The organism is Bacillus sp. JJ1521, assembly GCF_036965165.1.
Classification (GTDB): Bacteria; Bacillota; Bacilli; order Bacillales; family Bacillaceae_L; genus Ferdinandcohnia.
Genome location: NZ_JBALOX010000206.1, coordinates 10,410 through 22,719, shown reverse-complemented (window position 1 = coordinate 22,719; position 12,310 = coordinate 10,410). Strand labels below are relative to the sequence as shown.

The window sequence follows — 12,310 nt, the reverse complement described above, 5'->3', positions numbered from 1 at the left end:
TGATTGATTCATGTGTTTTTTAGATTGATAGTTTATTAATTTTTTATATAGACAATCGGATCTCGATCTAGTTTTTCAATCCGTCCCTCACGTTCTAAAAAGTTTAAGTGAGCAATTGTTTCTGCGATTGCAAAGCGCCATTGATGTGGATTGAGCTCCCTGTGAGAAAACAATACCTTCGCAATTTCATACGTCGTCTTATAGTCTGCTAAACTTTCAATATAAGCAAGCCGCTCGTCATGATGCTGAATGAGCTCGTCAATTCGTTCACTTGCATTAAGAACCGGCGAATGATGGGCAGAGTATATCTTCTTAATCAGATATTTTTTAACTTTACGCAAAGAGTCAATAAATTCATGTAATGGGTGCTGGCTGGCACCTGACCAAACACTAATATTCGGTGTGATTTTTTCAAGAATATGATCGCCGCCAATTAAGATGCCTTCTTCTTCTTGATAAAAGCAAACATGACCTTCACTATGCCCTGGAGTATGAATGACCTTCCATTGTTTTTCACCAAACTCAATGCTATTACCGATTGGTTTTGGAACAGGTAATGGGAGCACATTCTGCCCTAGCTTCTCCATATGCTCCGTAATTCCATCTGCCAATTCATCTGGAACCCCATGCTGCAACACCATTTCTTTCATTCTCGCAACCTGCTCACTACCTTCACCCCAAACACGCCCAATCATTGCAGCATCTACTTCATGCATATATAGGTCAGCACCGGTTTGCTCTTGCATCCAGCCAGATAGACCAGAGTGGTCTGGATGAAAATGGGTTAAATAGATTGTATGAATATCTCTAGGGGTGATTCCAAGATGATCAAAAACCTCCTGCCACGCATCCCGCGCTGCCCGATAATTCAATCCTACATCGATCATGACATAACCATCATTCTGTTTAAAAAGATAACAATAGACATACTTCATCGGAAACGGAACTGGAATCCCTATCCGATAGCCACCAAATTCAATTTCTTCAATATTCATGGCTCACCTCTTAAATGTAGATCTCTCCAAAAGGATTAATTGCTTTATCACGTTCAATATTAATTTCCCGATCGGGAACTCCCTCAAAAACGGACTCAAAGTAGCGGATTGAGGGGATTGATAATAGCTGATGAATATTCCAGAAAAGTTCTCGTGCCTTTATGCCAATCCATCCCTCAGGTAGCAAATCCCTTGGAAAACCTGGGTCCTGAAAAAGGAATTTCCGGTACTGATGCACAAGTACAGTTCGTTCAATAAAACATTCCTCATCCTTCAATGTGTTATTTAACGCTTTTTCTCGCAATTCTTCAAATATTGGTGTGAACTTATCAATAAATGTTTGATATTCATCCCTCACCATATTTAGATCCCATCCGATATCGATAATGCTTTGATTGTCATGCGTTACAATTGAAGATGATGTGAATAAAAATGCATATTCTTCAATTCCGTATACCTTGATCATCTCTTTTACTTGATCCTCAACAGGATTAGGAGTCACGAGTGTACTATTTGTGAGATTTCCAAATCCTGTCCAAATCAATTCTTTACGGATTTTATTACGGATCTCGCGCTTTTCTTCAGGAAACGAATAGGTAAGGATTCGCCACTTTTGATCCCATAGGTGATTTTGAGTAGCATAAACCCTGCTAACCCCTTCATCTACGCGACCTTGGGCAGTTGCGTAATAATAGCTTTTCTTCCCTACTTTTCGGACTTCCAGCAAGTTATTTTGGACCATTCGAAATATCGCGCCCCTTACAGACGATTCGGATACCCCAAACGGCTTCATTAGTTCAATCAAACTACCAACCCAAATTTCTCCCCCATAATATTTAATATATTCACCATATAATGTAAACATTAAGGATCTAGGCTTCATCGAAGTCACCACGCTTACTATTTTTGTTATATTTCGATATTGTTAACTTTAATTATAGAGGAATTTGAAAATTATGCATTAAAAAGTGGTCTTTTCCCTGTTTCATTTGTGTGGAGGTCTTCTTGTAGAATGGATCGTACGTCCTCAGGTATTGGAACCGCTTTAATTTCATTTGGTGTTTGTTTTACCCATCCACGTATCTCATACCCCTGTCCAGTTCTTGTTTCTCCTCTATATACCTCATGCCGTAGCTTGATTGTTTTTGTATTAATTTCTTCAACCTTTGTTCGAATCGTAATAATATCATCATATAATAAAGTCTTTTCAAAGCTACATCTTGCATCAAGCATTGGCAGGATAATTTGTCGTTCGTCTTCTAATGTGTTTGGTGCTAATCCACAACTTCTAAAAAATTGATGTCCCGCGATATCGAACCATTTGAAATAATTTGGGTAGTACACGATACCCGCTTTATCTGTATCTCCCCAGTTAACAATAACTTGAAATTCATTTGATCTCACATTCAATCCTCCCAGTGTTGAAAAAGGCCCGGAAAATTTCACCGAGCCTTACGAAATATATTTTGGTATCAGTTTATTTCCCACTCCAGTTTGCTTCACGCTTTTCAATAAACGCGCTTAAGCCTTCCTGAGCATCCTCTGAACGGAATAATAGATTTTGAAGCTCACCTTCGTAACGAATGGCTACATTAAGTGGCATTTCTTTACCGTTCATGATTGAAAGCTTAATGTTTGAAGTAGCATAAGTTGCGCTGTTCGCAATCTTCTCAGCATATTCTAATGTTTTCGCTCTAGTTTCTTCTTGTGGATAGATACGATCTACTAGATTAATATCTAATGCTTCTTGTGGCGTTAATGTTTCGCCAGTAATGTTCAAATCAAGTGCTTTAGAATGTCCCACTTGGCGTGCAAGACGTTGAGTTCCACCTGTTCCAGCTAATACACCTAAAGAAACCTCTGGAAGTCCGATCTTTCCTGCTTGATCTCCCATGAAACGAAGGTCACAAGCTAAAGCCATTTCTAATCCACCACCAACAGTATGCCCCTCTAAGCAGGCAATCCAAATTTGTGGAGAGCGTGCAATTTTATCTAAAGTTTCGTTACAGAATAAGCAGAATTGTGTTTTAAAGCGCGGCTCTGCAGATTTTAAAAAATTGATGTTAGCTCCGGCTGAGAAGAATTTTGGCATATCACTCATTAGCACAGCTACTTTAATGTCATTGTCAAAACGAATGTCGTCAATCGCAGCATTTAATTCTTTGTAATAATCAAGGTCATATGAGTTTGTTTTGTTTACATGGATGTGAACTTCAGCAATCCCGTTCGCTTTCTTAACTGTTAATGTTTTTGTTTCGTTTACTGTAATCGTCATTCTTCATTACCTCCTAATATTATGTATTACGTTTTTAAAACTTTCGTAATTAATTACAAATATACTGAATCTTTTTTAAATTATCAAATATGCGTTTCCTTCGTTTTATTGGGAAAATTACACTCTTTCTCTTAAATGCTCTTTCTTTCTATCTTTTTGGAGGTTTTTTAGACGTTCGTAAAAAATACGTAATTTTTAATTAAAGTCTGTGTTATTATGGAGGTAAATACATATGCTCTATTAAAAACGTGGAAATTTTGAATAATTAAGGAGGTTCCAATGAAAGGTAATGGGGGTTTTAAGGATCTATATGAAAATCTCAATATCAATACAATTAGTTCCGGTGTTGTAGCAGCAATATTCGGATGCACAGGTCCTGCACTTATTATAATCGGAGGTGCATCAAGCGGTGGGTTAACCCATGAGCAAACAATCAGCTGGTTATTTGCCGTGTATTTCTTTGGGGGATTATTGGGGCTATTTTTATCCTTGAAATATAAGCAACCGATCGCTGGGGCTTATTCCATCGCCGGTGCCGTGTTGGTTGCGGGTGCTTTGTCACATTTTTCATTACCGGAAGCAATTGGTGCCTATCTTGTCGCAAATCTCATTGTCCTTGTACTTGGTGCAACCGGGTTAATTGATAAAGTGATGAATTGGATACCCGTTCCCATCGTTATGGGAATGATTGTTGGTGTCATGATGCGATTTGCGATTGAGATGATTACATCTGTTGAGGTTTCACCCCTTTTAGCAGGATCTGCCATCATAGTTTATCTATTTTCCTCACGATTTATAAAAAAAGTACCGCCCGTGTTATCGGCATTAGTTGTCTCCGTTCTTCTTGCCGTTGTCATGAATGAATTTGACTTTTCAAATGTCCAAGGTTCGTTTGTGCTACCCCAACTAGAAATACCAACCTTCAGTGTTAATGCTATAATCTCCCTTTCGATACCACTTGCCATTTTAATTATCTGTACAGAGAATGCACAAACTACCGGAATCTTGATGGCGCAAGGATTTAAACCACCTAGTAGTGCGATGGCTGTGTTTGGAGCAATATTGGGATTCTTCGCTTCGTTTTTCGGGGCTCATGCGATTAATACTGCCGGACCAATGACAGCAATTTGTGCTTCTGACGAATCAGGCAAAGAAGAAGGTCGGTATGCCGCTTCGGCTTTAAATGGGGTGTTATTTGCAAGCTTCGGTGTGTTTGCAGCTTTTGTGGTTCCATTTGTTGTTACAATGCCTGCTGTTATTATGAGTACGATAGCAGGTTTAGCAATGATTGGTGTTCTTTTAAGTTCCTTGAAGATAGCTTTTTCAGATACAAAATTTCAAATGGGGACCTTTTTCGCGTTGGTCATTGGAATGTCAGGTGTGAACTTCTTTAACATTGGTGCGCCCTTATGGGCAATTATCGGGAGTATCCTTGTTTCCATGTTAATTGAAAGAGACGACTTTGATAAGAATATAAGAGTTGAAAACAACTTAAAAACGGGGGCATAGATTTTAGTGTAAATGGATGTGTGGCAAATAGATGGACATACTAATCACATCCGTAAATCTCATGAGGGGTGAATCAGCATGAATATTGATATAACATCTATTTATGAAAATATGCCGGATTTTTCGAATCATATGGAAGCAAGAGAATGGTTTAAGAACGAATTTCAAGACAGGTTTTTCTTACGGACACACAGTGATAACGACGGAAAGATGACCTATTATTATCACATCGTTAAAGATCCGGAAACGTATCAAAGATATATGGAGAGCTTTGCAAGTGAAGCAGATCGCGACATCACTGAAATGTCAACATTCGAAAGCTACACGACCGTTGAAATCAGTGAAGACGGAGATGTAAATATTACATTATAAGAAAATCGCAAGGCGCCTTGAATTGGAACATCGACTAACTACTGCCACGTCCTGTGGCAAACGTAGATGTCAGCACTTCCTGTGCAAGTACAAGCATAGGTCGAGCGCTGACAGAAGGTGCATTTTACCTTCCGAAGCGATTGGCTTAGACCAGAGAGCCGATGGCGCCTGGAACTAGACAATACACAAAAGGAGGATTCCAAGACGGATCCTCCTTTTCCCATTAGTCTATTTCCCCTTTAACCGCTGCGTCAAATTTCACTGTTTTATTATTGTGGATAAAATCAACCATTTCTTCCTTGCTTTTAGGACGACTAAATAAATAACCTTGAATTTCATCACAGCCCATATTCACAAGCATTCCACATTCTTCCCAAGTTTCTACACCCTCTGCAACAACGTTCAGGTGAAGGCCGTGTGCTATATCAAAAATCGATTTGACCATTAAGGCTTTTTTCTCATTTTTGTCGATATTTTGAATAAACTTTCTGTCAATTTTAATTTCGTCAATTGGAAGCTTCAATAATTGGTACAGAGAAGAGTATCCTTTCCCAAAATCATCAATGGATATTTGAACGCCCAGATCTTTTAGCCTTCGAATCCGATCAGCAACTTGCTGTTGTTCTGAAATAAACACACTTTCCGTAATTTCAAGTTTTAAATATTTTGGCTCTAAACCGGATTCATCCAATGCCCTCTTGACCATGGAAACAAGATAATCTTGTTGGAAATGCTTTGCCGATAGGTTCACAGAAATCGGAACATGTAAAAGATTTTCTAACTGCCATTGTTTATTTTGCCTACATGCCTGTGCAAGGGACCACTCGTCAATTTGTGAGATTAAACCAATTTCCTCAGCCACTTCAATAAACACCCCTGGGGAAACTGCACCTAATATAGGGTCATTCCAACGAATGAGGGCTTCTGTACCTGTAATTTTACCCGCAAAAGTTTTTGGCTGATAAAACTGTTCAAACCCTTCCTTATCGGCCGCTATCCGCAAGGAATTTTCAATCGTTAAACGTTCCTGGAATTTATTTTTCATCGATTCATCGAAAAACTGAACGGTGTTGCCACCCTTTTCTTTTGAGATATACATGGCAATATCCGCATATTTCACTAAAGTATCTAAGTCTTCTCCATCTTCTGGATACATACTTACTCCGACACTAGCCGTAATGTAATGTGCTTGGCAGTCTATTGTAAAATAGGACGAAAATTCTTTAACAATCATGTCTAACGTTTCGTTTACTTCTTCCTTATTTTCAACCGAATGAACAACAACAAATTCGTCCCCACCAAGTCGGAATACCTGTCTGTTCTCTTTTTGTAAATTCTTAAGTTTATTCCCTGTTGCCTTTAAAAGTGTATCCCCAGCTTCGTGCCCTAATGTATCATTGATTTGCTTGAATTGATTTAAATCAATGAAGATAATCGCGATCTTATTATCTAAGCAATTGCGGATTTGCTCTCTAACGTAGTTTTGGAAAAAATAGCGATTAGGCAAATAAGTCAAGCTATCATAAAAAGCTAGCTTATTGAGCTTGTCCTCAGATTCCTTCAGTCTCGCTGTTTGTTCCCTTAAAATATTGTTCATCTCAATGCTTTCTTGGAATTGCTCCTTCAACTTATCTGCCATCTTCTTTAGGTTTTTACTTAGAACTCGCAGTTCTGAAATAGTGCTTTGAGGCCACTCAATATTTTCCAAACTGCGAAGCTTTTGCGGTAAACCTGTCGTGATTGTTGTAAGCTGCCTTAAGTTGTTCGTAAGGAGTCGGCTTATGAACATTATAAATATAATAGCTGACACAGCAAGAATGATTAAGTATGTTAGCTGATCAAGCGAAGTATTAAAGAGCTGTTGTTGATACCCTGAAATTGGGAATTGTAGCATGATTCGATATGAATCCGTATCCCTCGTATAAAAATAAAAGGCATCCATCCATCTTGTAATCGGCTGAACATCTTTGTTAACTACTGGCAAAGCTTCATAAAGCCTTGGTGAAATCTCCCGAATCTCATACCTTTTAGGTTCAAAGTCCATCAAGGCAGTAGATGCTATAACATGATCCGCATGATCTAAAATAATTATTTCGTTCTCTTTATTCTTATTACTCCAAATGATATCCTCAATTTGTTTCACATCGATCTTACCATTGCTACTATCCAATTGAAGAAATTCATTTTCTATCCGATTAACTCTCGTTTCGCTTACAGCACTTAAATCCTTCTTAATTAGATCAAAGGTATTTATTGCATTTGTAATGACACTTATAAAAAACGGAACAAGTATCGTAAAAATTGTGATTTGGGATAAGAACTGATGAATGGACACATTATTTTTATTGATTCGGTTATTTTTTACCAATTTATAAAATGGAAAATACGCTAATAACACGTCTGCAACTAAAACATTGAACAGTCCGTTCGTAATATCTTTACATATTAAAAAATAAAGGGCACTCCCTGTCAAAGATTCGCGATAGGTAAAGAATAACAGCACCATTCCAATAAATATCCAAAAAAACACATCAACGAAAAACATTTTTGCTTTTCTTCCACGTAGGAAAAACGCACCGACAAACATGATTTCCGCCAAGCTAATGATCGAATAATACGGACTGCTTGAAAAAATGAGCGCAAAAAAAATTGCGATAACCCCGGTAACAATTGCAGCAGTATAGCCAAATATACGAAGTATTAAGAATAGAAATATACTCGCAAAAGTGAATGAAATCCCATACAAAAGTGATAATTTAAAATGAGAGGCAAACAGCACCAGACCCACCAGGGCTAGTAATAGGATTATGTCGCTATTCAGTTTGCCTTTTAATTGAGTAAATCCTATCATATAGTCTCCTCAAGTTTTTCAAAATAATAGATAAACCGACACTTTTCACTATGATTATGATAATAATAATATCATAAATTCTACAAATATTTTGCAATTTTTGTTATTAATTGTATGAAAAAAGGCAATTTACCACTTACTTGGTAAATTGCCCTTTTTTATTATTTGCTTAGTTTTTATTCACAGCTTACTGAGTGACAAGTCCTTGCGTCCATGTCTTGACGCCGTCATCTTCCACAAATTCAATGATAACGTCGGTCACTCCTTTTATTCCTTGGATTTTTTCTTCAATTCGCTCTTTTATTATAAATGCTTCTTTTACTGTAAGATTGGGGTCAATTTCCAACTTCATTTCAATATGGAAATCCTCCCCCTCCTTCATCGCAAACAATGTATGGATATCTTTGATTTCCGGATTTGTAAAAATAAACTCCGCGATTTTATTTTCTAACTCTTCATCTGTTTCACCAAGTACACCTTTTGCATTGTCTAAAAATACCTTGCCTACAACATAAAACATCATTAGGCCAATGATAATAGAGGCAATTCCTTCTGCAGCATGCCAACCTCCATAATATGAAAGCAAGATTCCAATAATGGCAATAAGTCCACCCATGGTAGCTACTAAATCCTCCATGAACACAAGCTTCGTTGCAGGTGTGGCTTTCCCTAGACTAGCAAAGCTTTTGCCAATGGCTGCAAATCCATTTGCTTCCACATGTGCTTCATGTAGAACTTCTTTCATAGCCTTAAAAAGAACGTATGACTCCAAGATCACCGCCAACCCTAAAACAGAAAGATTAATTGCGATCCCCGTTGATTCAGTTGGGTGTTTTATATGATGATATCCTTCTTTAATCGTTTCATAACTCATAATTCCAACGATGATAACAGCACCGAGTAAAACAAGATTTACAAGGCGACCGAAGCCGTTCGGATATTTTTCTGACGGCATTTTCTTACTTAAGGCACTCCCGATGTAAACGAAAAATTGATTAGCTGCATCCCCTAGAGAGTGCATGGTTTCTGCAAACATGGCAACATTCCCCGTGAAGAAAAACGCAACTCCTTTAATTATCGCAATAATCGTGTTCACAATTGACGCAATCAAGGAAGATTTATTTCCATTCCTTAATAAACTCTGTTTTTTTGACATGAGGACCTCCAGACAATGATTCTAAGTAATACTTGTAGTATTTATTACTTTTGAAATATTTATGAGGGGGATTGGTTTTGTAGTAAAAGTTCCGAAGGTGGGACCAATTTTTCGGAATAAAAACTGAGTCGAATTGTATTTCATCGAGTAACCAGAAAAGTAAAATTAACGGAGGTTTTCCGATTATACGCAGAATGGAGCTTGTTTCGGGGAAAATAAAAGGAGATTTTCCGGTAATGCAAAGGAAAATCTCCCATTTTCACGTTTTTGGAGTCAATAGTCGGAATTTCTCCGTCTATATAAGCCTTTATTAATAATATTTACAAATTAAACGGAATTTTTCCGTCTATATATCAGTAGGCGCGCTAAAGCAAGCTTTATAACCTACTGGGAAAAACACTTAATTTTCTTCTCTTACAAGCAACGCGACAGCTTCCACATGCACGGTATGCGGGAAGAGGTCCACTGGTTGCACGACTTTTAATGTATATCCAAATGGCTCGAGTTCTTTAATATCAGTTGCGAATGTTTCTGGATTGCATGAAACATAGACGATTCTTTCAGGCTGAGAGCGACCAATTCTTCTCATCACTTTGCCGCCAGCTCCTGAGCGTGGGGGGTCAAGTAAAAGCAACTCTGGTCTTCCGAAGCTCTCAAGCACTTCATCAATACCTTTTCTAGCATCCTTCGCTAAGAAATATGTGTTTGTCAAACCATTGTCACTTGCATTTCTTTTTGCAGATTCAATCGAGCTTTCAACGATTTCAATTCCTGCAAGTTTTTCAACTCGACTTGCAAACGGAAGAGAGAATGTTCCAACTCCACAGAAAAGATCAATCATTTTTTCTGTTTTCTTCGGATCACCCATTTCAACAGCAAGTTCGACTAATTTCTGAGCCTGTGTTGGGTTTGTTTGGAAGAATGTATCAAACCAAACACGAAAACGATACCCGTCCATTTCGTCATAAATAAAATCACGACCCGCTAATACATGTGTTTTTTCGGATTGAGTGCGGTCGGCCCAATCTGTATTTTCAAGCCATAATAAGCTTTTTACCTCAGGGAATTTTTCTTCGATGCGCTTTACTAAATCATCGGCTGCTTCTTTAAGATTTCCCTCTGGTCCTTCAGTTGCAAAAAGGGCAAGCATAATTTCACCTGTTGCAAAGGACTGTCTCACCATGAGATGGCGAAGAAGTCCTTCATGTTGATCCTTGTTATACCCTGATAACTGATGGTTCTTCGCCCATTCAGCTACCTCCATCGCTCCTTCAACCATTTTTTCACCTGCGATGAGACAGGTTTCAAGAGAAATGATTTTTCGGAAATTCCCTTGTTCATGTAAACCTAGTGAACCTTCTGGTGAAAATGTAAATTCCATTTTATTGCGGTAACGCCAAGGCTCATCCATGCCAATTGTGTCTTTGACAAGATCTGGATTGAAACCTTGTGATTCAACTTGTCGCTTCACATAATCCGTTTTGTACTGGAGCTGTCCTTGGTAGTCCCAGTGCTGCCATACACAGCCACCACATTTTTCAAAATGAGGACATGGTGGTGCAAGTCTTTGTTCATTCAATGTTATAATTTCTTCGGCTTGTGCTTTTCTTCGCTTGCGGTCCGGTTGATCCACAGTCACACGAACCTGCTCACCAATAAGGGTTTGCGGGATGGTGAGCTTTAGCTTTTTTTTATTGCCAAGCTCGTTTTCACGCCATACGTTTGCCCGACCTGAACCCTTTTCATCAAAGCTTTTTATTTCAACAATCATCGTTTCTGGTTTAGTTACTGCCAATTGCTGTTCCTCCTCTTTAAAGCTATCTATCTATATTAGAAGTGTCGGTTATCACGATTCATTTTAAATTATTAAAATATAGACATAGTCCATTTCTATCCCATTTTACAACATACTAACCAAGTATAAAGCACAAACTACAATTTTGGAATTCCTATTAGCCTAGAAAGTATTAACATTATCTAAATTTAGCATCAAAATAAAAAAGGCTTCGACCCTCTTACACTTGGGCTTAGCCTTTTAACACTATAGACCTGTCTGCTTTATTTGTTATTTCATTATGTATTATGGATTCTTCCGTACTTTTGCAACACCTAGTGCGAAGTGATCCCAAAGGATACTTTCCACATTTGCTGCTTGCGATTCTTCACAATCTATAATGAGGATGATTTCAGCGATTTTTCCTTTTTGTGTTCTTTTTTTCTTTTTATAAACTAACTCCACAAATAACCGAATCACAAATCCTACAATGAACCCAAAGGCAGCACCAATTAACCCCCAAAAAATGGGTCCCCATGATAGTTTAAATCCGATGCTTGCACCCATTACAGAAAATGCCGTAGCAAGTGCCACACCAATATCAATAAGAGTGGTTCCGTCTGAATGATGTAAGGTATCAAAAAGTCTGACATCCTCTGTTCGATTATCAAGCGGAACCGCAAAAATATTTTCTCTGCTTATCCCTTTTTTTTCAATTGCTGCAATTGCTATTTCAAGATAATCATTACTATCAAATGTAGCAAACAACTGCATTTATAATCACTTCACTTTTTGTCCCTTTAGAACTTGAAATTGGCTGGACTGGTAATTTTCCCTTAAGTATTTACGTTGGACACGTTGATATAGTTTATTATTTTCCACTACATCTATGTAAGAGTCATAAATTGCAAACCCAAAAACAGATGGTAGGAACATAAACCACTCTGGATCTAAAACCGCTGTTGCCTCATTAATTTCACCTAAAAATAGTAGAGATACAGCCTCTAAAGCATGTGAAAAGTAGAAAAAGATGACACAGCAGATGATGATAAATATGGATGAAATCGCCTTATGATTATAGAGATGCCCTAACCCCGGCATAAATGATGACCATACAAAAGCTAAGACTGGATTCCTTTTATCCAAGTAGTTCATACCAAAATTACCTATGATAAAAGTATTTATACGATGATCTTCATGGTCAGCTAAAATATACAATCTATTTAAATCAATTGCAGACCGGTAACTATCCCAAATGCAAAAAATATATAAAGGGATATACATAAGTAACCATCTTGTATCCAATATATTCTTTGCCATTTCGATATTCCCTTGAAACGAGTGGATCATGGCAAGATTTATGTTTGCATTAATATTT

11 protein-coding genes are annotated in these 12,310 nt (G+C 37.8%); 2 read left to right on the top strand and 9 right to left on the bottom strand.

Going from position 1 to position 12,310, the window contains the following annotated elements; genetic code table 11:
- Positions 1–35 precede the first annotated feature (35 nt).
- From V7147_RS22070 to V7147_RS22055, 4 genes are all read right to left on the bottom strand, one after another.
- On the bottom strand, positions 36–995 hold the full coding sequence (locus tag V7147_RS22070; RefSeq protein ID WP_335369961.1) for an MBL fold metallo-hydrolase: 960 nt from the start codon (positions 993–995) through the stop codon (positions 36–38).
- A 10-nt stretch (positions 996–1,005) separates the two neighbouring features.
- Positions 1,006–1,878 (bottom strand): PaaX family transcriptional regulator, encoded by an 873-nt coding sequence (locus tag V7147_RS22065; protein WP_335369960.1) that lies wholly within the window; start codon positions 1,876–1,878, stop codon positions 1,006–1,008.
- Positions 1,879–1,949: 71 nt separating this feature from the next.
- Positions 1,950–2,399, bottom strand: coding sequence for an acyl-CoA thioesterase (locus tag V7147_RS22060; RefSeq protein WP_335369959.1), 450 nt, complete (start codon positions 2,397–2,399; stop codon positions 1,950–1,952).
- A gap of 73 nt (positions 2,400–2,472) precedes the next feature.
- On the bottom strand, positions 2,473–3,270 hold the full coding sequence (locus tag V7147_RS22055; RefSeq protein WP_335369958.1) for an enoyl-CoA hydratase/isomerase family protein: 798 nt from the start codon (positions 3,268–3,270) through the stop codon (positions 2,473–2,475).
- A gap of 279 nt (positions 3,271–3,549) precedes the next feature.
- Here V7147_RS22055 and V7147_RS22050 point away from each other — a divergent pair, with 279 nt between their 5' ends.
- Both V7147_RS22050 and V7147_RS22045 read left to right on the top strand, forming a co-directional pair.
- A complete protein-coding gene (locus tag V7147_RS22050; RefSeq protein WP_335369957.1) occupies positions 3,550–4,779 on the top strand; it encodes a benzoate/H(+) symporter BenE family transporter in 1,230 nt (409 codons plus the stop codon).
- Positions 4,780–4,857: 78 nt separating this feature from the next.
- The gene (locus V7147_RS22045) at positions 4,858–5,151 is read left to right on the top strand and encodes a hypothetical protein (protein WP_335369956.1); all 294 of its coding nucleotides are present in this window, start codon (positions 4,858–4,860) and stop codon (positions 5,149–5,151) included.
- Positions 5,152–5,374: 223 nt separating this feature from the next.
- Here the strand turns inward: V7147_RS22045 and V7147_RS22040 are convergent, their stop codons facing one another.
- From V7147_RS22040 to V7147_RS22020, 5 genes are all read right to left on the bottom strand, one after another.
- Positions 5,375–8,002, bottom strand: a complete 2,628-nt coding sequence (locus V7147_RS22040; protein WP_335369955.1) for a putative bifunctional diguanylate cyclase/phosphodiesterase — start codon at positions 8,000–8,002, stop codon at positions 5,375–5,377.
- 187 nt (positions 8,003–8,189) lie between these two features.
- Positions 8,190–9,158, bottom strand: a complete 969-nt coding sequence (locus V7147_RS22035; RefSeq protein WP_335369954.1) for a cation diffusion facilitator family transporter — start codon at positions 9,156–9,158, stop codon at positions 8,190–8,192.
- Between the two features lie 400 nt (positions 9,159–9,558).
- Positions 9,559–10,929 (bottom strand): 23S rRNA (uracil(1939)-C(5))-methyltransferase RlmD, encoded by a 1,371-nt coding sequence (gene rlmD, locus V7147_RS22030; protein ID WP_438824633.1) that lies wholly within the window; start codon positions 10,927–10,929, stop codon positions 9,559–9,561.
- 309 nt (positions 10,930–11,238) lie between these two features.
- Positions 11,239–11,706, bottom strand: a complete 468-nt coding sequence (locus V7147_RS22025) for a hypothetical protein (RefSeq protein ID WP_335369952.1) — start codon at positions 11,704–11,706, stop codon at positions 11,239–11,241.
- Between the two features lie 6 nt (positions 11,707–11,712).
- Positions 11,713–12,310 (bottom strand): hypothetical protein (locus V7147_RS22020; protein ID WP_335369951.1); only part of this gene is annotated, 598 nt, incomplete at its 5' end.

What these genes read in the sequence shown, in the direction of transcription:
- V7147_RS22070 (WP_335369961.1), bottom strand. Translation starts at nt 995, where the DNA reads ATGAATATTGAAGAAATTGAATTTGGTGGCTATCGGATAGGGATTCCA.
- V7147_RS22065 (WP_335369960.1), bottom strand. Translation starts at nt 1,878, where the DNA reads ATGAAGCCTAGATCCTTAATGTTTACATTATATGGTGAATATATTAAA.
- V7147_RS22055 (WP_335369958.1), bottom strand. Translation starts at nt 3,270, where the DNA reads ATGACGATTACAGTAAACGAAACAAAAACATTAACAGTTAAGAAAGCG.
- V7147_RS22050 (WP_335369957.1), top strand. Translation starts at nt 3,550, where the DNA reads ATGAAAGGTAATGGGGGTTTTAAGGATCTATATGAAAATCTCAATATC.
- V7147_RS22045 (WP_335369956.1), top strand. Translation starts at nt 4,858, where the DNA reads ATGAATATTGATATAACATCTATTTATGAAAATATGCCGGATTTTTCG.
- V7147_RS22040 (WP_335369955.1), bottom strand. Translation starts at nt 8,002, where the DNA reads ATGATAGGATTTACTCAATTAAAAGGCAAACTGAATAGCGACATAATC.
- V7147_RS22035 (WP_335369954.1), bottom strand. Translation starts at nt 9,158, where the DNA reads ATGTCAAAAAAACAGAGTTTATTAAGGAATGGAAATAAATCTTCCTTG.
- rlmD (WP_438824633.1), bottom strand. Translation starts at nt 10,929, where the DNA reads ATGATTGTTGAAATAAAAAGCTTTGATGAAAAGGGTTCAGGTCGGGCA.
- V7147_RS22025 (WP_335369952.1), bottom strand. Translation starts at nt 11,706, where the DNA reads ATGCAGTTGTTTGCTACATTTGATAGTAATGATTATCTTGAAATAGCA.